Genomic DNA, 26,999 nt, shown 5'->3' with positions numbered 1-26,999 from the left:
CATCGCCGGCAACTCAGGCATCGGCGCGCGCAGCGATGGTCGAGGGCAGTCGCGCGCATGCGACGTTGGCTCGCAAGCGAACGTGTCGGCGCCAGGGCCGGGTGGCGCATTGTGGTCAGGAGCCTCGGCACGCTTGCAATTGCGCTCGTCCTGGTTGCAGCGCTTGAGGGCCTCGCGGTGTTGCTGTCGCTGATGACCCAAGGTGGCTCGTGGTCGGCCTTTCTTGAGCCTCCCGCGGCCGCGCTTCAGGAAACCGTGTCGGCACTGGTCGGCGGGGCGCTTGGCATCGGTGCAACGCTTCTCGGACTCTATTACGCCACCGTCGGTGTTATCGCCTCCACAATCTATCGATCCGTTCCGGGAGACGTCCGCGACCTCTTTATCGCGGAACGCAGTGGCGAGGCGTACCTGAAGATCGTGATCTTGGCGATTACGACGAGCATCGTCGTCCTTATTGCTGGCGTCCTGGGGTGGGCAGTAACCGGACTGACTCTTCTCGGTGTCGGACTCCTCGCTGCGTTCGCCGCTGTGGGACTTGTAGTCCTCACCAAGCGTCTATTCGACTACTTTGATCCGTCCAAATTGTCGGCGCAGCTCCTAGCCGATATTGCCCGTGGAATCCGAGATGCAACCGGTCCCCGCACTCGCGCGCTATCGCACCGCCAGACGGAGGCGCACTACAAGGTTTACGGGGCTCTCGCTTCATTCCGGCACCTCGTAGACCTCTCAGATCATCCCGACTTCCGCAACGCCACGGGGTCGATGGCCCTCACACGTCAGTTGCTGAACATGCTGAGCTACTACTCGTCGTGGAAGTATACGATTCCGACGGACAGCAATTGGTGGGAACGGGTACCCACCTATCGCAATTGGCTGACCATCGATCACAGCCGGCTAGAAATGGCTCTCAACACGTCAGTCACCTACCCACCCGACCTTCAGCCCGACTACATGTGGTTCGAGAACAGCGTCGTGCGTCTGCTCAAGCGGAGTCTGGCTGTCGGCTTCCAAGCTCAAGGTGGCGCCAACGCATTGGGGCTGATGGAGTCGGTCGCGGATCTCGTTGCGAATCTCACCGCCCGACTCCAGATCGACGAGGCGCTTGCTGTCGAAGCCGCGTGGGATGGGGTGATTCTGGGGGTCGCCACGACTCCCCAAGTTGCCGATGTTGACGCCGCTGACCATCAAGTCAGGGTCAATCAGATGGCTGCAGCTCAAAGCCTCGTGCTTCCACTGACAAAGATGGTGCTGGGTCTCGAGTACGCGGCCCGTTCGATTCTGAGTCGCGATCTTTCGGCCGAGGTCGACTCAGCGCTTTCGGACCCCGACGCGCTTTATCGCGGCAACCTGCCCACAACGACGCGACAGATGTTGGAGAACTTCTCGGTAGCCATCGGGCGCGAAACGGTGATCGAGGGCCGCCGCGTCACCCCCCGATGGTGGGTGGATCACTTTGCCGCAAGAAGCATGGCTGAGGCCTTGCTCGCGACGGAGGCTGGTGTGCTACTCGAAGTGGAACGTCGGACTACTGACCAGGTCACTCAGTTCGTTGGACTGGGCAGGCATGATCTCGCCGCGGTAACGGGGATGGCGTCACTGGAGCTTCTCAGCAAGATTGAGGCGCATCAGCCGACTATTCGAACTGCGCAGCAAAGGCTCGAGACCTATAGGAACTCGAACGCGAGCGTTCCCGTGTGGCCGGTCCGGACTCCGCCACAGGTTGACCCGGCGGACGCGCACACTGCAATGCTCGCGAAGCTCGCCGGCCTGTTACCAGAACTGCGACGGGTCAGGTTCGAGCCGCACGAGCCTGATCTCTATGGCCAGCTGTATCAATTCGTGGTTGATGGAGCCTTTCGCGCAATCCTAGCCGGCGACAACGTTCGCGGCCTCGACATGTATCGTGCCGCTCTGCTGGAGATGGACACCGCGCGGACGCGCGTTATGTCTGACCTTGAGTCGCAGGAGCTTAGAACGCGCCTGATTTATGCGATGGAGCCCATCATCACGGCGATGGATCTCGCAGGCTATGCCTTGCTGATGTTTGAGCTCGACGGAAGTGGGATCTGGCCAGAGGTGAAGCAGATGTGGGACCTACTCTTGACAGACAAACCCCAGGTGGCCGACCTGCTGTTGACCGCGGCGTCCTACATTGACAACACGTTCGCGATGACGGTCGGCGGTATCGAGCGAAGCAGGCGCTCTATTGCGCTTGAGCGTCTCTTCAGAGAGCGCCAAATCGGATCTGCGCAAAGGACCTGGGACGGGAGCCGTTGGCGTCCGCATGCGAGCCCGATTGTGTCGGCTTTGGCGCCCGAAGGTTATGGCGTGCATGACGACCTATATGCGTTGTTCATCGCCGAGTACCTCGTCGACTTTCTGCCGGCGGATGCAAACCTGGGTCACAAAGCCAACATGATCGCCGATCAGATCGCGATGTTCCGCCGCGCGAGTGGGTCTGAAGACAAGCCGGACGACCAAGACGAATCGAGCGGCGATGACTAGGGAACCATTTGAAGGTTTGGTCAGAGTCGAGGAGCCCCATGTGCTTCGCCGGCGGTGGACGAAGTCATCACGGCGCACTGAGGAGCGCCCGTATCCAGGCCCCGGCGAGCACATGATGCTGCAGGACCTACGCACGAGCGCGATGCCATACGGCCATAATGAGAACGACGGCTTTGGAGCGCGCGTGGCGTCAGGCGATCCGGACGTGGCGAAGCTTATTCACGATGCGCTCCCGTCGCATTCCTACAGGCATTGGAGGCTCGCTGACTCGGTGCGCGACTACGTTGACAGTGCTCTCTGGCACTTGGTCGACGGCAACCTCCACCTTGAACTGCAGTACTTCGCGCATCCATCAGCCTCGGAGTCGAAGCCTTCGGCATTCCGAGTTGAGATCGTCGACGCTGAACGCGTAGTTCGCCGATGGGGTCGGTACGCGTATCTGGGGGCGGGCAACGGCCGACCTTCATCATCGTCTGGGGCGTCCGAACCTCAACGCGATGGGAAGCAGCTGATCGTGGCCGCTCTGCCGAAGACGCTGCGGCACACCGTTGATGCTGCGCTCGGGCTGATTCGCGCCGAGGATGCGGATTTCAAGGTGGCATCCAGTTTCGTCCTTGGTGAGCACGGAGCTGATTCTGGATTCGACTTCGGAACGCACAGGCGAATGTCGAACGAGATTGTGCTTCGCGGTACGCGAGGGATCGGTTGGGTCGGCCGCGGCACGTTGTCTGAGGACCTCCTGGACCCCGAGAAGGCATGGAGAGCGATACGTTTCGCACGTTTCGCGGGTCAGTTGAGGGACGTCGCCGTCGCTGCCTTGAACGAAGCTATTGGCCGCGCGGGAACGCGCATCGGATTTGAGGGAGCAATCGAGCTCACTGGCATCCTGACCCGCCGCGAGCTTGACGAGCTCGAGGCAGAGCTGGCGGCCGGCACGCGGCCGATCGCAGAGATCATTTTCCCGAGGCCGACCTCGGCGCTCTCTTGAAGCTCGCAGGGGGGCCAGAAACGGGCCACTTCACACGCCTCCAGCCGCGCGTAGTATCATGAGCGAAGACAGCCACACATCGCTCAAAAATCTACACTGATCAGCGAAAATACCGGCGAACTTGAACCGAATGATCCCAGATCGATACCCTCGCGACACGCCGAGGGACCCAGCAGGGGGTCAGGGGTTCGAGTCCCCTCAGGTCCACCAAATCGAGAAAAGGCGCCCCGCGGGGGCGCCTTTTCTCGTTTCTGCCGACACACCGCCTGATCCACGCGGGGTTCCTGCTGAGGGGGCGGAGCTCCGCGGCTCGACGCGTCGGCGGGGCGTTCGCGTGCGCATCGGGCCGGTCGTGGAGGTCTCTCGACACCCTCGCGGCGCATCGGTAGCATCCGTCCAGGGGGTGTAGGCGACAGCGGAGGAGGTCGGACCGTGTCGACGGTGAATTCCCACACCGCGGGCATTGCAGCGGGGGGCGATGGAGTCGGAGCGGACCTTGCGGCGGAGGCGCACGCCTCTCTTGTCCGGCGCATCGAGGATGCGAACCAATCCGTGGTCGATGAGCTCGTCACGGCCCAGCAGCAATGGACGGCGCAGCTCGCCGAACTCGGCCGAGCCCCGGCGGTGATCGCCTGCGCGCAGCGCTACGAAGAACTCGTCCGGGCGGCCGCTGCCGCCGCGCAGGACCCGGCCGCGGGTGAACAGCTGCGGACGGCCACCGAGGCGTACACCGATTCGCTGCGAGCCGCGAATGCGGCGGTGGCCACCGCTGTGTCCGACGCGCAAGGTGCCTATCTCGCGGCTCTGGGAACCGTGGCGCAGTCGTCGGATGCGGCGAACGTGGAGATCGCCGACGCGGTCGACGACTACTACAAGGATCTCGCATCGGTGCTGCAGCAGGAGCTGGGCGTGCGCCAGGAGCTTCGTCGAGAAGCTCATCGCACCGCCTCGAGCGCACCCAAGGCGCGCGTGCAGCGCACGGTTGCGGACGACTCGCTGCTGTGGCCGGGGGCCGGGGAGGGCGCTGACGCCTCGGTCGGCGAGCCAGCACCCCGCAGCGACGTCAAGGCGCCGCCACGCACGGCCAAGAAGCCGCCGAGCGGACGCGCCGGCACGGGACGACAGCCGGCGCGCAAGCCCGGGCGCTGAACGTGATTGGGCGGGTGACCTGTGCTCACCGTTCGATCCATCACCTTCAACGTCGCTCCGACGCGCACTGACGGCGTCGTCACGCTCCGCCGTGACGCATCGACGCCGATCGATTGGCCGGAATGGCAGGCCGGGCGGTCGCAGACGCCCGCCGACTCACCGGTGTGCTATTCGCTGCAGGACCTCGGCGCGAGACCGCCCGTGATCGCCGTGACGCTGGGTCGGGCCCCGGCGGATCCCGTGCGGTTCGAGGTGCGTGCGCTCGCGCCGCCGGTCGGGGGCTCACCCCTGCCGCCCGTGTCGCTGCTCGCACCACAGCTGCTCTGGCCGGCGGGAACGTGGTTCACGTCGGTCGCGGAGTACACGTCGGCCGTCCTGTATCAGCGCTACTACGACGCCTGGCAGGCCAGTCGACGGGTTCAGCTCAGCCCGCTCGGTCCGCTGCGTCCCGCGACGGTGGTCTTTCCTCCCGGCGACACCGAGGTGACGGTCCTGCTGCCGCTGGACCAGAACAGCCTGCAGGGTCGCGGGGTCGGCGTCACCGACCTCGTCTGGCGCTGGCAGGCCCGCACGGATGCGTCGGCCGGCTGGTCCGACCTGGCGGTCACGGAGCATCGCGCCTATGTCATCCTCGCCGCGCCGACGGCACCGTGGCTGGACCAGCCGGCATCGCCGCTGAACACCCAGCTCCCGTGGGCGGATGCGCTCGACGTGGCCTGCCGATGGGCGGACGGTGCGACGACTCCGGCGGCGGCGGCCAGCGCTATAGCGGGTGCGCTCAACAGTCTCGGACCTGCCCTGTTCGAGTACGGCTGTCCGATCGGCGCATTGACGATGTACGCCTCCGCGTTCGGCGCGGACCACTTCGACCTCACGGCGTTCCTCGACCGGATCGACGGCGGTGTCGGGAACGGGCGCTATGTCAACTGCACGGACTGCGCCACGATGGTGTCGACACTGGCCAATCTCGTGGGCTGCGACCTCTGGCAGTCACGGATGGGGATGCTCGATCCGCCCTTCGAGACGAACCCGATCCAGGCCATCGGCACCGGGCCGTACCAGAGCCCGTGCGGATGGGGACTGGGGTTCACCTATCACGAGGTGGCGTGGGAAGGCGCCTGCGGTGACGACGACCACGTGTTCGACGCGTGCGTCCGCGTGGTGGACCCGTCGCCCGGGCCCTTCGGCGCGCCGACCACCTCCGTGCCCGTCGACATCCGATTCGGCGAGGCCGGGTCGGGGGACTATCGCGATCTGCTCGCAGCACCGTCATCGGCTCAGGTGTGCGTGGCCCGACCTGTCGATCGTCGACGCCGGAAGGTGGCGTGAAGTGGGGACGCTCGAGGACGCCAAGCGACGGTATCGGTTCGACGCCTGGGCCGGATCCAATCGGCTGGCCCGCGACCTGCATGTGCACGATGTGTTCATCCCACCCGACCGGCTGGGTGCGGTGCAGCTGCTCCGGTCGCGCACGCAGCCGGTCGGACGGCGGGCCTCGACCTCGCTGTGGAGCGGTGCGCGCGACGTCGGCGGTCCCGCGCTGCGCGTGGACTTCGTCGAGCACCGCGACCGCGAAGGTGCGCACGAGGCGCTCGCCGCCGCCCTGGCGAACTTCGAATCGCCGATGGTGCTCGAATCGGACGAAGCGATCGGCGACATCGCCTTCACCGCGCCCGGGCGACGAGCCATAGCGTTCGCGCGCGCGAACGTGACGATTCTGCTCGCCAATCTGTCCGTCATGCCGGTCGACGTGACCGCGATCGCGGCGGCGCTCGACGACTGGATCACCGCTGCGCCCCGCCGCGTCACGGCCGCCCGCGACCTCGAAGCGCCCACGATCGCGCTGACGCGCAACGCCCGGGGCTCGGTCGGGCGGGTCGATGTGCGCGTCCCGCCCGAACTCGAGACGCATGGGCCCGCGATGCTCAAGCTGTTCGCCCGCGACGGCGTCGTCTCGTCCATCCAGAGCGGGCTGCGGGTGCGGCCGGCCGGGGCCGCCGAACCGCAGGTCGAGGGGTACGTGTACGAACGGACCCCGTCCGGCGCCGGGCGGTGCGTCGCGCTGAAGGCGGCCGGATCGTGAGGCTGGAGGAGTCCTCCGGCGACGACCTGCTCCGCGGGGCCGTCGAAGACGACGTGTTCGAGTTCCCCACCTCGTTCGCCCAGCAGAGACTATGGTTCGTGGACCGGCTGCTGCCCGGGAACGCCGCCTACAACATCCACGCCGCGTTTCCGATCGACGCGCCCGTCGATGCCGAAGCACTCGCCGTCGCCGTGCACGCCGTGGCGTCACGGCACGACACGCTGCGCACCGGGTTCGACGAGCGGGACGGCGTGCCGGTCCAGATCGTGCACGACAGCTCCCGCCTCCAGCTGCGCGTGTGCGATCACCGCGGAGCTGCGGACGCCAGGGATGACGCGCTGCGAGAGGCAGCGGACGACGCCGCAACCCCGTTCGATCTTTCGGCGGCCCCGCTCGCGCGAATCACCCTCCACGTCCTGTCGCCCGCACAGCACCTGCTCGCGCTGACGGTGCACCACATCATCGCCGATGCGTGGTCCATGGGGGTGCTGCTGCGCGAGGTGACCGCCGCGTACACCGCCGTCGTGACCGGTCGCCCCGCGGACCTGCCCGATCTCCCTCTTCAGTACTGCGACTACGCCGTGTGGCAGGAGGAGCAGCTCGCCGACCCGGACGGCGTCGGGATCGAGCACTGGCGGAGGCATCTCCTCGGCGCCGAGCCCATTCGTCTGCCTTTCGATCGACCGCGCTCCAACGTCCCCGCGCTCGCGGGTGCGACGCACCGCTGGCGGTTCGACGCCGGACTCTCGAACTCGATCGGCGAGATCGCCCGGCGTCATCAATGCACACCGTTCGTCGTGCTCCTCGCCGCGTTCGCCGCGCTGGCGCACCGCGTGGGTCCGCAGGACGACGTCGTCGTCGGCGTGCCCACGGCGGGTCGGGAGCTCCCGGAGCTGGAGCTTCTGATCGGCTTCTTCGTCAACATCCTGCCGATCCGGGTGGATCTGTCCGGAAATCCCACGTTCGCCGACCTGCTCGCACGCACGCGGACCGCGGTTCTGGGCGGATTCGCGCACGGAGACGTTCCGTTCGAGCGGATCGTCGAAGCCGTCGGGGTCGACCGGGACGTGAGTCACCACCCGCTGTTCCAGGTGACCTTCCAGCTCCACGAGAGCGCCGAGGGTGCCGAGGCGGCCAGGACGATCGCTGACGGCGCGGCGGCGACGGCGTCGACCGGCGGGATCGCGGAGACCGAACGCCGGACCACGAACTACGATCTCGCGATCGAGATGTGGTGGCACGGCGGGCGGCTGCACGGGCGCGCCACCTATGCGACGGCTCTCTTCGACGCGGCGACAATCGAGCAGCTCGTGGTGCGGTTCGAGCACCTGCTCGACGCGGTGGTCACGGACGCGGATGCGCACATCGACGGGGTGTCGCTGCTCTCCGACGACGAACTGGCACAGCTCGACGCGTGGAACGCGACCGGCAGCGGGCCACCGGGGCATCCGCTCGTCCATGAGCTGTTCGAGCAGTGGGTCGATCGCGACCCGGCGGCGATCGCCATCACGTGCACCGGCGCCGCCCCGCTGACCTATGGCGAGGTGGAGGCACGCGCGAATCGGCTGGCCCACCGGCTCGTCCGCGCCGGGGTGCACCGTGACGGCTGCGTCGCCGTGGTCGCCGACCGGTCGCCGGCTCTCGTGGTCGCCCTGCTCGCGGTGTGGAAAGCAGGCGGTGCCTACGTCGGCATCGACCCACACGATCCCCCTGCGCGGGTGGCCGATCTCGTGGAGCGGGCCGGCGCCTCCATCGTCCTCGCCGACGCGGCCGGCCGCGCTGCATGCGCTTCCACCCGGGCCGAGGTGCTCGAGATCGCCGATCCGCGGCGCGGATCCGCGTCACGGCCGAGCCGCAGGCGCGGCGCGACCGACGAGGATCTCGCGTACGTGTCGTTCACTTCGGGGTCGACGGGCGTGCCCAAGGGGGTGGCCGTGACACACGCCGCCGTGAGCCGCCTCGTCCGGGAGAATCGCTTCCATCGGTTCGTGCCCGGCGAGACGATGCTCCACGCATCCCCGGTGGCCTTCGACGCATCCACGCTCGAGCTGTGGGGGCCTCTGACGAACGGCGGCACGCTCGCCGTCCAGCCCGCCGGGCCGTCGCTGGCCGAGCTCGCCGAGACGATCGTGCGCCACGATGTCGACACCCTCTGGATGACCGCCGGTCTCTTCCATCAGATGGTCGACGAGGAGCTCCAGGCCTTCGCCGGCGTCAGCACGGTTCTCGCCGGCGGTGATGTGCTGTCGGCTGCGCATGTCCGGCGGGTCCTCGAGGTCCCCGGCGCGCGAGAAGTGATCGACGGCTACGGGCCGACCGAGAACACGACCTTCACGTGCTGCCACGTGATGACCGATCCTGCGCAGGTGCCCGACGACGTGCCGATCGGGCGGCCCATCGGCGGCACGACCGTCCACGTTCTGGACGCGCGCCGCAGGCCCGTGCCGATCGGCGTCCCCGGCGAACTGTGGATCGGAGGCGTCGGGCTCGCGCGCGGCTACGTCGGCGACCCCGAGGCTGCGGCCGACGCGTTCGTGGCCGGCCCGTTCGAGCACATCCGCGCTCCGCGCCTCTATCGCACAGGCGACCTCGTCCGGTTCCTGCGCGACGGCAGCCTGCAGTTCATCGGGCGGATCGACCGGCAGGTGAAGGTGCGCGGCTTCCGGATCGAGCCCGCCGGGGTCGAGGCCGCCCTGCTGGCCGTCCCGTCGGTGCGCCAGGCGGTCGTGGAGGCCGTGGACGGGGTCGACGGCCGGACGCTCCACGGCTTCGTCGTCGTCCGAGACGGCGAGGCGGGCGCAGATCCCGCCGGGCTGCGACGTCACCTCGAGCAGCATCTGCCCCCTCACGCGGTGCCCTCGCGCATCCACATCCTCGACGAGGTGCCGTTGACCGCCAACGGCAAGGTCGATCGGACCCGGCTCGCCCTGCTGGCGAGGACGACCACGAGCGGGCGCGAGGCCGAGCCGCCGCGCACCGAGCTGGAGGAGGCCGTGGCAGCACTCTTCGCGGATGTGCTCGATCGCCCTGCGGTGTCGGTGCACGACGACTTCTTCGCCGACCTCGGCGGGCACTCGCTGCTGGGCACCCGGCTGGTCGCGCGACTGCGGAGCGCGTTCGAGATCGAACTGCCGCTGCGCACTCTGTTCGAACATCCGACCGTGGCGGGCATGGCGGCTGCGATCGAGGACATCCTGCTCACGGAGATCGAATCGCTCGAGGGAGGGGCTGTGCAGGGATGACGATCGACGAGGCGCGCGACGAGCTCGCGGCGCGCCGCGCCGCGCTGCGGCCGGAGCAGCGCGAGGCGTTGCGAGCACGTCTCGACCGGGCCGCGCGGGCGGCCACGAGCCAGCGCATCCGGCCCCGCCTCGCCACCGCACCCGCCCGACTCTCGTTCGCGCAGCAGCGCCTCTGGTTCCTGGACCAGCTCGTTCCCCGCAACCCCTTCTACAACATCCCGGCCGTGCTGCCCCTCGGCGCGATCGTCGACCCGCGCACGCTCGAGCGCGCCGTGAACGAGATCGTCCGGCGGCACGAGTCGCTCCGGACCGTCTTCCCGGCGGTCGACGGCGAGCCCGTCCAGCTGGTCCTTCCGGAGCTGCGGATCCCTTTGGACGAGCTCGACCTCCGAGATCTCGCCGCCGATGAGCAGCAGCGCACCCTGCGCGAGGAGGCGAGCAGGGAGTCGCGACGGCCGTTCGAGCTCGCGACCGGTCCGTTGCTGCGCACCCGCCTGGTGCGCACGGACGCGGCGGACAGCCTGCTGCTGACGATGCACCACATCGTCTCCGACGGCTGGTCGATGGGGGTGTTCCTCCGCGAGCTGATGCTGCTCTACGGCGCATACGTGCTGGGCCGGCCCTCGCCTCTGCCGGACCTGGAGATCCAGTACGCCGACTTCGCCGAGTGGCAGCGGCGGCACCTCACCGGTGACGTGCTCGAGTCGCACCTCGCGTACTGGCGACGAGAGCTGCGTGACCTTCCCAGACTCGACCTGCCGACCGACCGCGCCCGCCCGCCGATGCCGACGTTCCGCGGCGCGAACCTGCAGATCCGCCTGCCGCGTGATCTGTCGCACGCCGTGCGGCGACACGCGGCCGACGTGGGCGCGACGCCGTTCATGGTCCTGCTCGCAGGGTTCGTCGCGCTCCTGCACCGCGCGAGCCGACAGGACGACATCGTCGTCGGCGTGCCCATCGCCAACCGGACGGAAGCCCAGCTCGAGCCGCTGATCGGGTTCTTCGTCAACTCGCTCGCCGTCCGCGTGCGCGCCGAAGGCAACGTCACGGGGCGCGATCTCATCGCCCGTGTGCGCGACACCACACTCGGCGCATATGCGCACCAGGACCTGCCCTTCGAACAGCTGGTCGACCAGCTGGAGCCGCAGCGCGACCTGAGCCGCAATCCGCTCGCGCAGGTGACGATGCAGCTCCAGAACGCTCCGACGGCGACGGGGGCGCTCCCTGACGACGGCGCAGTGGAGCTGGATCCCGCGCCGGGCACCTCCATCGTCGACCTCGCGCTCAGTCTGTGGGAGACGACGGGCTCGTTCATCGGGATGGTGCAGTACAGCACGGACCTCTTCGAACGGGCGACGGTCGAGAGTCTCGCCGACTCGTACGCCTGCCTGCTGGGCGACATGGTCGCCCGCCCCGACCTCGCGATCGACAGCCTGCGGCTGGTGGATCCGGATGCGGCAGGCCACGCGTACATGTCGGACCCGAGTGCGGCCGACCCGACGGGGGCCGACTCCTCCACGCCGGACCCGATCCCGTCGCAGGTGGGCATCGACCTGGCCGCCGTCCCGGCGACGCTCGACGGGATGGTCGACGTGGTCGTGCAGACTGCGCCCCACGCGGTGGCCGTCGTGGACGATGACCGGACCTGGACCTACGAGCAGATCGACCGCTGGGCCTGGGCCACCGCCTGCAGGCTCCGCGATGCCGACATCGGTGCCGGTGACATCGTCGGAGTGCGGCTCGATCGCTCGGTCGCGCAGATCGTCGCCTTCCTCGGCGTCCTCCGGGCGGGTGCCGCCTACCTGCCCCTCGACCCCGAACTCCCCGAGATCCGACGTTCACGCATGCTCGCCGATGCGTCCGTGCGCGTGATGCTCGCCGATGACGGCATCTCCGAGGCGTCCGCTGTCGTCGTGCTCCCCATCGGCGATGGAACGGATGCCGCGGCGGGACGCATCGACGCGGTGCACGGTGCCGACGACCCGGCCTACGTGCTGTTCACCAGCGGAAGCACGGGCAGGCCCAAGGGCGCGCGGATAACCCACCGCTCGATCGTGAATCACATGTCGTGGATGCAGCGACGCTTTCCGCTGAACGGCGACGACCGGGTGCTTCAGCGGACGCCGACGCATTTCGATGCCTCCGTGTGGGAGATCTGGGCCCCGCTCATCGCGGGCGCTCGCGTCGTGATCCACCGCGGCGAGCACGCGGCGGATGCGCGCTCGATCTGCGAGTCGCTGACGCTGCACGGCATCACGGTCGTGCAGTTCGTGCCCTCGCTGCTCCGTCTCGTGGTGGATGAGCCGCAATTCGGGCGGGCCACCGCGCTCCGGCGCGTGTTCTGCGGCGGTGAGCCGCTGCCACCCGAGCTCGTGCGCGACGTGCTCGACCGCACGCGGGCTGAGCTGGTGAATCTCTACGGCCCGACCGAGGCGACCATCGATGCGACGTACTGGGTGTGCGGGGCGGACGACATCGATCGCCAACGCGTCCCCATCGGCCACGCGATCGACGGCATGCGCGCGGAGGTCGTGGGGGCGGACGGCTTGCCGGTGCCCATCGGATTCACCGGTGAGCTGCATCTGGAGGGAGTCGGGGTCGCGCACGGGTACGTCGCGGACGACCCTGTCGAGTCGAGCAGGTTCAGCGGACACCCGCCACGCCGCCGATTCCGCACGGGCGACCTCGCCCGTCCCCGGTTCGACGGGGCCCTCGAGCTGCTGGGGCGGATCGACCACCAGTTGAAGATCCGCGGGCATCGGATCGAACCGGGCGACATCGAGCGAGCGCTCGCGGAGCATCCCCACGTGGCGGAGGCCGTCGTGGTCGCGGAGGAGGCGGCCGGCGGTGGCAGCTCTTCCCTCGTGGCCTTCGTCGTCCCCGCTGCTCGCCCCGACCGCGACGGCGATGCGGACCGCGCCGCGGCGACAGCGGTGGCCGCCCCCGCCTCGGCCGTCGAGCTGGGGCGCGTCGACCAGTGGCTCGACCTGTACGGCGACGTCTATCGGCGGCCCAACCCCACCGCCGACGATCGGTTCGACACCGTCGGCTGGGAGAGCAGCTACGACCACGCACCCATCGGAGAGGACGCCATGCGGTCGTGGCTCGAGGAGACGGTCGAACGCATCCTCGCGCTGCGCCCGCGGCGAGTGCTCGACGTGGGTGCCGGGACCGGCCTGGTGGCACTTCGGGTGGCGCCGTCGTGCGACGACTACCTCGCCGTGGACTTCTCGTCCGACGCGATCGCCCGTCTCGCTGCGGCCGGCGCGGGTATGAGGATGCTGCGCACACGACAGCTGCGCGCCGACGAGCTGCACGAGCTCGACGAGGGCGGGTTCGATCTCGTGATCCTGAACTCCGTCGTCCAGTACTTCCCGAGCGCCGCGTACCTCTCGGGCGTGCTCGCGGCGGCGTTCGACCGGCTGCTGCCCGGCGGACATGTGTTCGTCGGCGATGTGCGCAGCCTCCGCCTCCTCGACACGTTCCACGTCTCTCTGCTGCTTCCTGGGGCGCCCGACGGGGTCCGGGTGAGCGCCCTCAGCGCAGAGGTCCGTCGCCGGAGCCACGATGAGCGCGAACTCGTGATCGACCCGACGTTCTTCGCTGTCGACCCCGGGCTGCGCGATCGCTGTCACATCGAGTCGGTCCGTCCCAAGGCCGCCGCGGTCGCGAGCGAGATGACCGCCTTCCGGTACGACGTCGTCCTGGGAGGGGGTCCCGCGCCCGAAGACCCCCGACCACCCGATGCCGCCGTGGTGGAGTATCACCGTGTGGGCTCGCTCCCGCTGCTCGCCGAGCGCCTGGCCACCGCGCCGGGACCGATCGTGGTGACAGGCATCCCGAATCCCCAGGTGGCCGGATGGACGCATGCGGAGCGCTCCCTCGACCTCCTCGCCGACGATGACGTCGCAGCGGTCCGGCGGGCGATCGCCGTGCGCACGGAGCAGGGGACAGGCCACCCGATCGAACCCGGTCAGGCGCTGCGCCTCGCACGGGATGCGGGTCGGGAGGCCGATCTCGCCCTCGCCGCGGACGGCGACGACGGTGCCTTCGATCTGATCACGTGGCCCACGGGGGGCGTGCGCCCCGTCTGGCCGAGCGTGCAGGTGGCCAGGCGGGGGAGGGCGAGCCGTGCCGCGGGGGAAGCGGCACTGACGACGGACCCCATACGAGCGCAGCAGACGGCCGACCTCGCGCGCGAGCTGCGCACCCACGCGGTCGAGCGGCTCCCGGCGTCGATGGTGCCCAATCGGTTCGTGCTCCTGCGCGAGCTTCCCCGCCGCCCCAACGGCAAACTCGACCGCGCGTCGCTTCCGATGCCCGGGGCTGCGCGATCCGACAGGGGTTTCGTCGCACCGTCGGGTCCGCTCGAGTCGGTGCTGGCGGACCTGTGGTCGGACGTGCTCGGCGAACCTCGCGTCGGTGCGACGGATCAGTTCTTCGCCGAGCTCGGCGGCCACTCGCTCCTCGCCACGCAGCTGATCGCCCGCATCCGCACCCTGTTCGGAACGGACGTGCCGTTGCGGCTCGTCTTCGACGCGCCGACCGTGGCGCAGATGGCTGAGCGCCTGCGGGCGACCATCCCCGAGGTCGAGCAGATCGCGACCGTCGCCTGGCGCGTGCGGTCCTTGACGGATGACGAAGTGGCGGCGGCGCTGGTCGCGCCGATGGCAGGAGCGGCGGAGACACCGATGAGCGCACGACGGGGGGACGTGTGATGACGCGGGATGATGAGGAGCGCCGGGACGCGTCGGAGGGCGATCGCCAGGCGCTCCTGGACCGGCTGCTCGGGCGAACCGGTGAGGCGCGCATCCCCCGGCGAACGGATCCGCGTGCTCGCCTGTCCTTCGCCCAGGAACGCCTGTGGTTTCTCGACCGGCTCGCGCCCGGCAACCCGTTCTACAACTGCGACATCACGATCCCGATCCCGGGCGCCATCGACGCGGATGCGCTGGAACGCGCCCTGGAGCGATTGGCGCAGCGGCATGACCAGCTGCGCGCCTCGTTCGTCGAGAGCGATGGTCAGCCGCACCAGTCGATCGCGCCGACCGCAGCGGTTCCGATCGAGCGAGTGGACCTCCGCCGGTCGCCGCCGACGGATCGCGCCGGCGAGGCGGAACGCCTGATCGCCGAGCGCGCGCGGACCCCGTTCGACCTCGGCTCCGGGCCGCTCGTTCGAGCCACGCTGATCACGCTGGACGACGTCGACCATGTGCTGCTCCTCGTCATCCACCACATCGTGTGCGACGGATGGTCCATCGGGGTCATCACCCGCGAGCTGTGGGCCTGCTATGAAGCCGAGATGCGCGGCGTCGAGCCGGATCTCGCTCCGCTCCCGATCGAGTACGCCGACTTCGCCGCCTGGCAGCGAGGCTGGATGTCGGGGGCCCGGCTCGAGGACGAGCTCGGGCACTGGGAAGCACGGCTCTCCGGCATGCGGGAACTCCAGCTCCCGACAGACCTGCTGCGCCCGGACGTCGCATCCTATCGAGGGGCGTTCATCCCGGTGCGACTGCCGCCGCACGTCACTCATCGCGTCCGAGCCCTGGCGGCGGAGGAGGGCGCCACGACATTCATGGTGCTTCTTGCGGCGTTCGTGTGGGTTCTGGGACGCCTGGGCGGCACCGAGGACGTCGTCGTCGGCGCGCCGGTGGCCAACCGGGATCGGCCCGAACTCGAGGGCATCGTCGGATTCTTCGTCAACACCCTGATCCTGCGCACCTCGACATCCGGGGAGCCGTCGTTGCGCGAGCTCGTGCGACGCGTCCGAGATGTCACCCTGGAAGCCTCGGTGCACCAGGACCTGCCGTTCGACCAGCTCGTGCACCACCTCCGCCCCGATCGCGACCTCGCCCGCAACCCGATCGTCCAGGTCGTGGCCCAGCACTTCCAGGTGGCGCCGACGACGGCCACCGCGCCCTCCGGTGCTCCCCGTCGTGACGAAGGCGGGGGAGCGCTGGCCCCGGTCGAACGCGGCACTTCCAAGTTCGACCTCCGACTCGACACGTGGGACGCCGCCGAGGGCATCGTCGGACAGTTCGAATACAGCACGGACATCGTCCTGCGGGACACCGCCGAAAGGTGGCTCGCGCTCTGGATCGCTGTGCTGGACGGTGGACTCGACGATCCGGACGCACCGCTGGACGACCTCCAGCTGCTCGATCCCGCTGCCCTCGAGCTCGTGGTCGCCGCGGGCACGGGGCCGGTGGTCCCCTATGGCACAGGCGGGGGCGTGGCCCGGCTCGTCGAACGCCAGGCTGCGCAGCGGCTCGAGGCTCCGGCGATCGTGGAGGGTTCACGCGCCCTCACGTTCGGCGATCTCATCGATCGAGCCGCTTCCACGCACCTCGACCTCCTCGATGCCGGGATGGTGCCGGGAGACCTCGTCGGCGTCGGCCTCGATCGCGGGATCGAACTCGTGGTGGCGGAGCTCGGCGTGCTGCGCGCGGGAGGCGCATACCTCCCGCTGGATCCGGCGTACCCCGACGACCGCCTGCGACTCATGCTCGCGGATGCCGCGCCCCGCGTCGTCATCACGGCCGAGGCGCACCGCGAGCGGTTCGGCGCGCTCGGGGTCCCGCTTCTCACCGTCGACCCGAGTGGACGGCGCGCACGACGCCATCCGGGCACCCAGGCTCGCCTCCCGTCGGTCGAGCGACAGCCGGACGACCCCGCCTACGCCATGTACACGTCAGGTTCCACCGGCACCCCCAAGGGGATCCTCGTGCCGCACCGCGGGATCTGCCGGCTCGTGACGGATCCAGGGGACTTCGCCGTGCGACCCGACGACGTCGTCGCCTTCGCATCCAACGTGTCGTTCGACGCGTCCACCTACGAGGTGTGGGGGGCGCTCACCGCCGGTGCGCGACTCGAGGTGATCGATCACGCCACGCTGCTGTCGCCCGATCGCCTGGTCGACAGCATCCGGTCATCGGGGATCACCGTCCTGTTCCTCACGACGTCGCTCTTCGATGCGACTCTGGCGGCACGCCCGGACGCGTTCCGCGACCTGCGGGTGCTCGTCACGGGCGGTTCGGCGTTCACGCCGGCGCACGCCGACCGGCTGTTCGAAGCGGGCGGGCCCGACACGTTCATCCACGCCTACGGCCCGACCGAGAACTCGGCCTTCTCGACCACGGCCACGCTGCGTTCCGCGCCCCGTGACCGGCGCCTCGTGCCGATCGGGCGCCCGCTCGCCAACTCCACGGCGCGGGTCCTGGACGAGCGTCTCCGGCTCGTGCCCGCCGGCGTGCCCGGCGAGCTGTGGGTGGGCGGTGACGGCGTCGCGCTCGGGTACATCGGCCGCCCCGACCTGACGGCCGCCCGCTTCGTCCCCGATCCGTGGTCCGTCCGGGCCGGCGCGATGATGTACCGCACCGGCGATCGCGTGCGCAGTCGCCCCGACGGCCAGCTCGAGTTCCTCGGGCGCATCGACCGGCAGGTCAAGGTCCGGGGCTTCCGGATCGAGCTCGCCGAAGTGGAGGCTGCGGTCGCCGCCCACCCGCTGGTCGAGCAGGTGGTCGTCGACGCGCGTCGGTATCCCACCGGCGATCCGCGTCTTGTGGCATATGTCCGACCGCGGCCCGAGGGCGAGGCAGGTGGGCGCGATGCCGCCGGCACGGTGGTGGACCACTGGCACGAGTACTACGACCGGGTCCTCTACTCGGACCGACCTGCGGAGGATCCCACCTTCGACATCGCCGGGTGGGTGAGCTCGCTCACGAATGAGCCGCTCGACCCCAGGATCATGCGCGAACAGGTCGACGCCACGGTCGCACGGATCCTGCGCGGCGGACCTCGTCGGGTGCTCGAGATCGGGTGCGGTCTGGGACTGCTCGCCTTCCGCCTCGCCCCGTATGTGGATCACTACGCCGGCACCGACTTCTCCGAGGCGGCCGTCGAGCACGTGCGCGCGCACCTCGACTCGCTGGGACCGGCGAGCGGGCGGATCGAGCTCGCCTGCGCGGCCGCGGACGACGAGGAGGCGATCCGAAGGATGGGTGGCGACTTCGACGTCGTCGTCCTCAATTCCGTCGTGCAGTACTTCCCCTCGCGGGAGTACCTCGAACGGGTGATCGGCTGCGCGCTGCAGGCCACCTCACCCGGGGGGCGCGTGTTCATCGGCGACGTGCGGGCGCTTCCGCTGCTGCGGACGTTCCACCTCGCCGTCGCCCACCACCATGCGCCGGACGACCTCACGGTCGACGTGCTCCAACGGCGCGCCACGACCGGTCTCGAGCTGGATCACGAGCTCGTGGTCGCGCCCGAGCTGTTCGCGCGATGGCTCGACCGCGGCGCGGCCTCGCAGGTGACCGTGGAGCAGAAGCGCGGGCGCGCCGCCTCCGAGCTCACGCAGTACCGCTGCGACGTGACTCTCCACACCCCGGCCGGCCGTCAGGACGCGTCCCGACGAGCCGCGGTCCCGCCGGACCGATGGACCCCGCCGGTGGAGGAGCCGAACGCCTTCCTGGATCAGCTGGAGCGGCACCTCGTGTCGCATCACCCCGCGTCGGTGTGGGTGGGCGACGTCCCGAACGCCCGGCTGGCGGCGGACCGCGCGCTCGCCGCAGCTCTGCGGGAAGCGGCACCGGGTGCGCTGGTCGGCGACGTGCGCAGGGCGCTGATGCCGGTGACGGGCGTCGATCCGGAAGACGTGTGGGAGCTGGCGGAGCGGCTCGGCTACCGGGCGACGCTCGGCTGGACCCCCGGGCACGAGACCGAGACCTTCGATGTCCGCCTCGACGATCCGACCGCGGCGGCGGAGCCCGCGACGTTCCCGCGCATCCCGATCACGACGGCCGAGGTTCTCACCACGGATCCCCCGCGCGCCACCTTCCTGCGCCGCCTGGTCCCGGAGCTGCGCGCTCACACCGCGTCCCTGCTGCCGGATTTCATGCAGCCTGCGGCATACGTGCTCGTCGACTCCCTGCCCATCGGGGCGAACGGCAAGATCGACACGGCGTCGCTGCCCGATCCGGACGAGACCGTGCGACGCATGAGCGCGGGGTATCTCGCTCCCTCGACCGGCACCGAACGGATGCTCGCCGCGGTGTGGTCCTCCGTGCTCGGCGTCGACGCCGTCGGCCTCGAGGACGACTTCTTCGCTGACCTCGGGGGCAACTCGCTGCTCGCCACCCAGGTCGCCGCGAGGGTGCGCACCCGGACCGACATCGACCTTCCGCTCCGGGCCGTGTTCGAGCATGCCCGACTCGGCGCGCTGGCGGCCGAGCTCGAGCGGCTGGCCGCGGACGAGGGGCGCGACGGGGTCGCACAGTCCAGGACAGCGCCGAAGGATGCCGATGACACCGCGCTGGTCGACGTCGACGAGCTGAGCGATGACGAAGTGGATGCGATGCTGCTGCGCCTCCTCGGCCAGCAGGCGGACGGATCGGAGAGAGGATGAGCGAGCTTGCGGACCTGACCGGCGGAGCCGATCCCGCGCAGCGGCGCGAACTCCTCCGCGCCCTGATCGCGGCGCGCCGCGAGGAGGCGCAGGTCGACGATCCGCGCGACCTCATCCAGGACGCACCCCCCGAACCGCCGCCCGCCATCCGCGCGAGCGCGGCCGAACGCTCGCCCGCCGGTGAGTCGGAGCATCCCGTTGCCGTACCGGAGCGGGCTGACGACCGGCCCGGTGCGCCGCTCTCCGCGTCGCAGCGGCGTCTCTGGCTGCTCCACCAGCTGAACCCGTCCAGCGCAGCCCTGAACGTCGAACTGGTCACCCCCATCGCCGGGGCATTCGATCCGGAGGCCATGCGAGGCGCGCTGTCGGACGTCGTGGCACGGCATGCCGTGCTCCGGACGCGGTACCTCGAAGTCCAGGGCGAACCGCGTCAGATCGTGGACGCCGCCGGTCCGCTCGACGTGCCGCTCGTCGATCTGAGCGTCCTTCCGCCTGCCGTCGCCCACGTGGAGCTGCAGCAGTTCGTGGAGCGTGAGGCGAAGCGGCCGTTCGACCTCGCGACGGGGCCGGTGATCCGGGCCACGCTCCTGCGCATCAGCGCGTTCGAGCACGTCCTCGCCTGCTACTTCCATCACATAGCGGTCGACGGGTGGTCGATGGGCATCTTCGGCCGGGAGCTGACGGCGTTCTACCTGGGCCGCGCCGTGGCTGAACCGGTCGCTCTGCCTCCGCTGCCCGTCAGCTATGCCGACTTCGCACGGTGGCAGCAGGACTGGCTTTCCACGACGGGGCTCACGGAGCAGGTGGACTTCTGGCGCGAGCAGCTGCGTGAGCTTCCCACCCTCGAGCTGCCCACCGACCGTCCCCGGCCACCCGTGCAGCGGGACGACGGAGCATGTCACGACTTCACCATCGACGCGGTGCTCGCCGCCCAGATCCGACGCTTCGGCGCGGCCGAGCACACCACGACCTTCATCACCGCCCTCGCCGCCTTCGCGGCGGTGATGTCGCGCTGGAGCGGCGAACGCGATCTGCCCATCGGCACATATGTCGCGAACCGCCGGCGGCCCGAGTGGGAACCGCTGATGGGGTTCTTCCTGAACACACTGGTCCTGCGCGTCCGCACCGACCCGGGCGCATCCTTTCGCGAACTGCTGCGTGACGTGCGGGATACGGCCCTCGACGCCTTCGATCACCAGGACGTGCCGTTCGAGGTCGTCGTCGACGCCCTGCGCCCGGCGCGCGATCCGAGCCGCAGTGCGCTGATCCAGGTCGTGTTCCAGGTCAACAACGCCCCGACGGTCGATCCGCAGCAGGCCGCGCAAGCCGTCTTCGACGCGCGGCGGGCCACGTCGATCTACGACCTCGCCGTCGTGCTCTTCGACACGGAGACGGGTATCGGCGGTCAGATCGAGTACCGGACGTCCCTCTTCGACGCGGCCACGATCGAGGCGCTCGCGGACCGGTTCGTCCATCTCCTGCGAGCCGCCGTCTCCGAGCCGGACACCGCCGTCGGGCGGCTCCCGCTGGCGCCACCTGCGGCGGTCGCGGACGAGTGGCAGCGGATCAACACCACGGGGATCCGCCACCCGTGGCACCGCGGCCTCATCGAGATGTTCGACGAGCGTGTCGAGCAGAACCCCGGCGACACGGCTCTGCTGACCGAGGCCGGACGGGTCACGTACGCCGCTCTGGCGTCGCGCGCGGCCCGCGTCGCCGCCGCGCTTCATACCCGCGGCATCGGGTCGGGCGATGTCGTCGGACTCGAGATCGCCCGATCGGCAGAGGCCGTGGCGGCGGTGCTGGGTGTCCTGATGGCCGGTGCGGCATGGCTGCCTCTCGACGTCGACCTGCCGCGCAGGCGGATCGACGCGATGCTGGCCGCTGCGGGCGCGTCGCTCGTGCTCACGAGTGCGGATGCCGGGACCCGTGCGCGGCCACACGACGATGAGCGAGACGGCGCGCCGGACGACGGCGTGCCCGAGGGCGTGCCGCGCGTCGACCTGGACGCCGTCTGGCGAAGGTCCGGTCGTACCCGCCGGCCTGAGGTGACGCCGGCTGCCGCGAGCGACCGTGCGTACGTGCTGTTCACCTCCGGTTCGACGGGCCGGCCCAAGGGCGTCGCGGCACCCCACGGGCAGATCCTGAACCGGCTGCACTGGATGTGGCGCGAATACCCCTGGAAGCCGGGCGAAGTGGGGGCCATGACGACGTCGATCGGCTTCGTCGACTCGATCTGGGAGATCTTCGGCGGGCTTCTCCGGGGCGTGCCCACCGTGATCGTGCCGCAGGGCGGTGCGGCCGACCTCGACAGTCTCGTGGATCGGCTCGGCGGACGCGGCGTGACGAGGCTCTGGCTCGTGCCGTCCCTCCTGCGGGCTCTCCTCGACCACGTGGGCGATCTGCGCACTCGGCTGCCGCGACTGGACATGTGGGTCTCCAGCGGCGAGGTCCTGCCGGTCGAGCTGCACGACCGATTCCGCAGGGAGATGCCCGGTGCAACCCTCCTCAATCTCTACGGGACCTCGGAGGTGTGGGATGCGACGATATGCGACTCCTCGGCGATCGACCTGTCCTCGGGGCGGGTGCCGATCGGCCGGCCGATCGACAATGTCCGCGTCTGGATCGTGGACGAACTCGACCAGCTGGTCCCGGCAGGGGTGCCGGGGGAGCTGATCGTCGCCGGTGCGGGCCTGATGCACGGATACCTCGACGGTGTCGAGCCGGAACGCCTCGTGCGCCTGCATCCCGATCACTCTGCGGGAGGTGTCCGCGCCTTCCGCACGGGCGACCGCGCCGTTCTGCGCGGTGACGGGCTCATCGAGCTGCTCGGGCGCCGTGACCGCCAGGTCAAAGTGCGCGGCGTGCGGATCGAGCTCGACGAGGTGGAAGCGGCGATAGCGGCGCATCCCCGGGTCGGCGGCGTGGCGGTGCGGGACGTCGGCGGCGCGGAGTCGCGCCTCGTGGCGTGGTACGAACCGCTGGACGACGAGCTGGACGCCCGCATGCTGCGCGAGCACACCGCGGGGCTCGTGCCGTCGGCGATGGTGCCGCAGCAGTTCGTGGCGCGAGACGCCCTGCCGCGCACGGCGAGCGGCAAGATCGACCGGGAGGCCGTGGCGCGCACGGCCCCTGCGGGTGTGGGCCACCGCGCCGGGGACCCGCCCGAAGGCGCGACCGAGACGCTCCTGGGGTCGATCTGGCGCGAGGTGCTCGGCATCGCCGAGATCGGGCGGGACGACGACTTCTTCGTCGATCTGGGAGGTCACAGCCTGCTTGCCATCAAGGTGGTCTCGCGTGCTCGCCAGGCGCTCGCTCGTCCGATTCCCCTTCCGCTGCTGTTCGAGCATCCGACCATCCGCGGCCTCGCGACCGCGCTGGGCGCCGGCGCCGACGGGGTGGGGATCGAGGCTGAGCCCCCTGCGACGACTCGCATCCCGCGGATCGATCGCGAGGCGTACCGACGCCGGTCGCCGCGCCTATGATGCGTGCGCTCCCGCTGACGATCCGCCGGCCGAACCCGTCCTGTCGTCTGCGACTGCTCGTGCTGCCGCACGCGGGCGGCAGCTCGGCCATCAGCGTCGGGTGGCACGCCGCGCTGCCCGCCGACGTCGAGGTGGTCGACGTCGACCTGCCGGCGCGAGGCGGCCGTATCCGCGAGCCTCCGCTGGCCAGCGTCGACGAATACGTGGAGCGATTGCTCCTCGCGCATGCGGACGCCCTGTCCGACCGCCCGCTCGTGATCTACGGGCACAGCCTCGGGGCCATCGCCGGGTTCGAGCTCAGCCGCCGCCTCGTCGCCGGCGGCACGCCTCCCCTCCAGCTCGTCGTCTCGGGACGGGGGGCGCCGCACCTGCCTTCCCGGCATGCCCATGTGCATCACCTTCCCCGTGCTGACTTCCTGCGCGCGCTGAGTGAGCTCGAGGGGACGCCGCAGGCGGTGCTCGACGACGATGAGCTGATGGATCTGCTCCTCCCCGCCCTCCGCGCCGACTTCCGGATCAGCGAGCGGTACGAGTACCGTCCGGGACCCACATCGCCCGTGCCGCTCCTCGTGCTCGCCGGCCGGGCCGATCGAGAAGTCCTCCCGTTCGAGGCAGCGGAGTGGGCGCGCCACACGACCGCCGGCTGCACCGTCGAGACCCTGCCCGGGGGCCATTTCTTCCCCCTGACCGATCCCGTGCCGTTCCTCACGATCCTGGCGCGGGCGATCCGCTCGGCTGGAGCCAGCAGCGAAGCTCCGGGGCGCGCGTGAACCCGTGCGCCGCGACAATGACCACGTGGCCGGTGGGCGGCTCGCACGCGCGGATCCACCACGAGTGCGGGTGCCCCAGCTGCGCAGGCAGCGCGACGGGCCGGAGGTCGCCGGCGACGTCGAGCACGACCTCCCGCACCTCGATCGTGAGTCCCACGCCGACCGCCTTGAGCAGCGCCTCCTTCGTCGTGAACAGACGCAGGAAACGCTCCGGCAGCAGGCTTGCCGGCGTCTCGCGGAGCACCCGCTCCTCTGCCGGCGCACAGACCACCGGCAGCAGGTCGTGCACGTCCAGCCCGGGATCGGGCAGCTCAAGATCCGCGCCCAGGCGTACGTCGCCGCGCGCGGCGACGGTGGCGGCCACGACGACCGCGTCCGCGCAGCCGCTGTCGTTGAACACGACACCGGTGTCCTCGGCCAGGTGCGGCTTGCCCCCGGGCTCCGTCGTGATGACGACCTCCGCCGGACCGCAGCCCAGCATCGAGGAGAGCACGCGCCGTCGCGTCGCGTGCGTCGCCACGAACAGTGCACGGTCGGCGGTGCGGCGAAGACGGTCAGCACGCCGCAGCTCGCCGGCGTCGAGCAGGCTCTCATCGTCGAGGCGGTGGGAGAGCGGTGCGAGCACGACATCGACGGTGCCCGCGCGCAGAGCCAGCGGACCGGCGAGCACGTGCCACGCACTCACCGGCGGTGATCCGAGCCCGCGTCCACAGCACGATCGTGGACCTCGCGGACGGGAGGTCGCAAGGTCACGCCCTTGCGCCGGCCGACCCACCGCGTATAGGTACGAAGCATGGGAGCCGCGTCCGCGCACCCGATCCGGGGCGCATCGGTCGTGAGCACGGGATCGGTGCGCATCCGCCCGGAGCACGCACGACGCACGTGGAAGCCGCTTGCTCTGTGGCTGCTCACGTCGAGGCGCTGGACGTCGGAGCTTCCCATCAACGTCTTCGTCATCGAGCATGCCGACGGGCTCGTCCTCTTCGACGCGGGACAGGATCGACGGGGAGTCGTCGACCCGGAGTACTTCCCGGCCGGCCTCAACGGCTGGTTCTACCGCCGCCTGGCGATGCTCCAGGTGGGTCGGCACGAGACGCTCCCCGCGCTGCTCGTGGCCGCGGGCTACGACCCAGACCGCGTGACCCAGGTGGTCTTCTCGCACCTGCACTTCGACCACATCGGCGGCATCCGCGACTTCCCGAACGCCGAGTTCGTCGTGTCGGCGGTGGAGTGGCGGCAGCTCCGGCGCCCGGGCGCCGTCCTCCGCGGCTACCTGAAGCGGCACATCGACCTGCCGGGCGCGCGGTGGCGGCTCGTGGACTTCGACACCGCGCGGGGCGGACCTGTCGGGGAGTTCACGTCGACGGAGGACCTCTTCGGGGACGGCTCGCTCCGCCTCCTCCCGACGCCGGGCCACACGCCCGGCTCGCTCTCGCTCCTGCTCTCGCGACCGGGACTCGACCCGATCCTCCTGGTCGGCGACCTGACCTACGACGCGCGCCGCTTCGATCGCGACCACGTGCCGGGCGTGGGCGACCGCGCGCAGCTGCAGAGCATGACCGACCGCGTGAACCGCCTTCGGAAGGATCTGCCGGGACTCGTCATCGCGGCCGCCCACGACCCCGAGGCCGCCGCACGGTTCGAGGGCGCGATCGGGTCGAAGCCCGACTGACCAGACCGGCCCTTGTCAGGACAGGGGACCTGGGGGAGTCTGTCGCCATGACCGACGTGATTCCCTTCCTGTGGTTCGACAACGACGCCGAAGCGGCGATCACCTTCTACACGCAGCTCATCCCGGACTCTGAGATCGTGTCGGTCGGCCGGTACCCCGAGGGCGTTCCGGGTATGGGCGGTAAGGTCATGCACGCGCACTTCCGCCTCGCGGGGCGCGACTACTACGCGATGGACGCAGGTCCTCAGTTCCCGTTCACCGAGGCCGTCTCGATGTACGTCTCGTGCGCGGATCAGGCCGAAGTCGACCGGTACTGGGGAGCCCTCACGGCGGGCGGCGAGGAGCAGCCGTGCGGGTGGCTCAAGGACCGGTGGGGTCTGTCGTGGCAGATCATCCCCGACCGGCTGATCGAACTCATCCGCGACCCCGATCCGGATCGATCGCACCTGGCCGTCCAGGCGATGCTGCAGATGAAGAAGATCGAGATCGACGTCGTCGAGGCGGCCGCGGCGCGAGCATGAGCGGACGGCGGCGGGCGGCAGCGGCGGCTGTGCTCGTCGCGGCCTTGATGGCGGTCTCCGCCTGCACGGCGCAGGCGCCGGAGGACAGCATCCCGCCGCCTGCCACTCGTGCCGAGACGCCGGCTCCGCGCGGGACGGACGTGCCGACGGGGTTCTGGCGTGCCGAGGGGGAGCCCGTGACGCTCGCGTCCGGTCTGCGGGCGCCGTGGTCGGTCGCCCCGCTGCCGGGCGGCGGTGCGCTCATCAGCCAGCGCGGCGACGGAACGGTCCTCGAGCTGACCCCCGAGGGCGAGCTGCGGACCGCGGGCACGGTGCCCGGCGTCGTGTCGGGCGGCGAGTCCGGGCTGCACGGGCTCGCGCTGTGGGAGGACGACGGCGAGCGCTGGCTCTACGCGTACCACGGCGCGGCCGACGACAACCGGGTGGTCCGGATGCCGCTCCTCGGCGGCGACGGCGACCTGAGTCTCGGCGAGCCCGAGGTGATCCTGTCCGGCATCGCCCGCAACTCGACGCACGACGGCGGGCGCCTCGCGTTCGGACCCGACGGTCTGCTCTACGTCACGACGGGGGATGCGCAGAACCGGCCGTCGGCGCAGGATCCGGCATCCCTGGGCGGCAAGATCCTGCGTCTCACGCCGCAGGGCGACCCTGCTCCCGGCAACCCGTTCGGCACGGCCGTGTACAGCCTTGGCCACCGCAACGTGCAGGGGATCGCGTGGACGAGCGACGGCACGATGTGGGCCAGCGAGTTCGGCCAGGACACGTTCGACGAGCTCAACCGGATCGAGGCCGGCGCGAACTACGGCTGGCCCGTATACGAGGGCACGTCGGGGGACGAGCGCTACGCCGATCCCGTCGTCACGTGGACGACCGACGAGGCGAGCCCGAGCGGCATCGCCGCCGTCGGCGAGACGGTCTTCATCGCGTCGCTGCGCGGGGAGCGCCTGTGGACCGTCGACACCGACGCGCCGGGCATCGCGGCGGAGCCGGTCGCGGCGCTCGCGGGGGAGCAGGGCAGGCTGCGGGATGCCGTCGCCGCCCCGGACGGGACGCTGTGGGTGCTGACCAACAACACCGACGGGCGCGGGTCGCCTCGTGAGGGCGACGACGTCCTGCTGCAGGTCGCCCTCGCCCCTCACGGCTGAGGGCGTGCCGGGAGAGGCTCCCGCGGCACCGGCCGG

General features: G+C 70.2%; 14 protein-coding genes. 13 read left to right on the top strand and 1 reads right to left on the bottom strand.

The window, feature by feature from the left end; genetic code table 11:
* The first annotated feature begins 57 nt into the window (after positions 1–57).
* The 10 genes from ABZ477_RS02600 (at position 58) to ABZ477_RS02555 (ending at position 23,625) form a co-directional block, all read left to right on the top strand.
* On the top strand, positions 58–2,505 hold the full coding sequence (locus ABZ477_RS02600; RefSeq protein ID WP_360127379.1) for a hypothetical protein: 2,448 nt from the start codon (positions 58–60) through the stop codon (positions 2,503–2,505).
* Between the two features lie 112 nt (positions 2,506–2,617).
* Positions 2,618–3,493, top strand: coding sequence for a hypothetical protein (locus tag ABZ477_RS02595; protein ID WP_360127376.1), 876 nt, complete (start codon positions 2,618–2,620; stop codon positions 3,491–3,493).
* 432 nt (positions 3,494–3,925) lie between these two features.
* On the top strand, positions 3,926–4,642 hold the full coding sequence (locus ABZ477_RS02590; RefSeq protein WP_360127373.1) for a hypothetical protein: 717 nt from the start codon (positions 3,926–3,928) through the stop codon (positions 4,640–4,642).
* Between the two features lie 21 nt (positions 4,643–4,663).
* Complete coding sequence (locus ABZ477_RS02585; protein ID WP_360127370.1) at positions 4,664–5,971, top strand: hypothetical protein; 1,308 nt, start codon at positions 4,664–4,666, stop codon at positions 5,969–5,971.
* 1 nt (position 5,972) lies between these two features.
* The gene (locus ABZ477_RS02580; protein WP_360127367.1) at positions 5,973–6,725 is read left to right on the top strand and encodes a hypothetical protein; all 753 of its coding nucleotides are present in this window, start codon (positions 5,973–5,975) and stop codon (positions 6,723–6,725) included.
* Positions 6,722–9,967 carry an amino acid adenylation domain-containing protein gene (locus ABZ477_RS02575; RefSeq protein ID WP_360127364.1) on the top strand — a complete coding sequence of 1,082 codons (3,246 nt, stop codon included), beginning with the start codon at positions 6,722–6,724 and terminating at the stop codon, positions 9,965–9,967. The genes ABZ477_RS02580 and ABZ477_RS02575 overlap by 4 nt, the downstream gene beginning before the upstream one ends.
* Positions 9,964–14,685: an amino acid adenylation domain-containing protein gene (locus tag ABZ477_RS02570; protein WP_360127361.1), complete on the top strand. Its 4,722-nt coding sequence runs from the start codon at positions 9,964–9,966 to the stop codon at positions 14,683–14,685. Before ABZ477_RS02575 ends, ABZ477_RS02570 begins: the two co-directional genes overlap by 4 nt.
* Positions 14,685–19,370, top strand: a complete 4,686-nt coding sequence (locus ABZ477_RS02565; protein WP_360127358.1) for an amino acid adenylation domain-containing protein — start codon at positions 14,685–14,687, stop codon at positions 19,368–19,370. The genes ABZ477_RS02570 and ABZ477_RS02565 overlap by 1 nt, the downstream gene beginning before the upstream one ends.
* Positions 19,367–22,855 (top strand): amino acid adenylation domain-containing protein, encoded by a 3,489-nt coding sequence (locus ABZ477_RS02560; RefSeq protein ID WP_360127355.1) that lies wholly within the window; start codon positions 19,367–19,369, stop codon positions 22,853–22,855. The genes ABZ477_RS02565 and ABZ477_RS02560 overlap by 4 nt, the downstream gene beginning before the upstream one ends.
* Positions 22,852–23,625, top strand: a complete 774-nt coding sequence (locus tag ABZ477_RS02555) for an alpha/beta fold hydrolase (RefSeq protein WP_360127352.1) — start codon at positions 22,852–22,854, stop codon at positions 23,623–23,625. Before ABZ477_RS02560 ends, ABZ477_RS02555 begins: the two co-directional genes overlap by 4 nt.
* Here ABZ477_RS02555 and ABZ477_RS02550 read toward each other — a convergent pair.
* Complete coding sequence (locus tag ABZ477_RS02550; protein WP_360127349.1) at positions 23,561–24,310, bottom strand: 4'-phosphopantetheinyl transferase superfamily protein; 750 nt, start codon at positions 24,308–24,310, stop codon at positions 23,561–23,563. The two genes, ABZ477_RS02555 and ABZ477_RS02550, sit on opposite strands and share 65 nt — an antisense overlap.
* Before the next feature lie 150 nt (positions 24,311–24,460).
* Here ABZ477_RS02550 and ABZ477_RS02545 point away from each other — a divergent pair, with 150 nt between their 5' ends.
* Genes ABZ477_RS02545 through ABZ477_RS02535 form a run of 3 tightly spaced genes read left to right on the top strand, consistent with a single transcriptional unit; the run spans position 24,461 to position 26,963 of the window.
* Entirely contained in the window at positions 24,461–25,297 is an 837-nt protein-coding gene (locus tag ABZ477_RS02545; RefSeq protein WP_360127346.1) for an N-acyl homoserine lactonase family protein, read from the top strand.
* A 47-nt stretch (positions 25,298–25,344) separates the two neighbouring features.
* On the top strand, positions 25,345–25,818 hold the full coding sequence (locus ABZ477_RS02540; protein WP_360127343.1) for a VOC family protein: 474 nt from the start codon (positions 25,345–25,347) through the stop codon (positions 25,816–25,818).
* Positions 25,815–26,963: a PQQ-dependent sugar dehydrogenase gene (locus ABZ477_RS02535; protein WP_360127340.1), complete on the top strand. Its 1,149-nt coding sequence runs from the start codon at positions 25,815–25,817 to the stop codon at positions 26,961–26,963. Before ABZ477_RS02540 ends, ABZ477_RS02535 begins: the two co-directional genes overlap by 4 nt.
* Positions 26,964–26,999 lie beyond the last annotated feature (36 nt).

The sequence above is a fragment of the Microbacterium sp. NPDC019599 genome (assembly GCF_040632175.1).
Taxonomy (GTDB): Bacteria; Actinomycetota; Actinomycetes; order Actinomycetales; family Microbacteriaceae; genus Microbacterium.
This window is presented reverse-complemented; position numbering and strand designations above follow the sequence as displayed.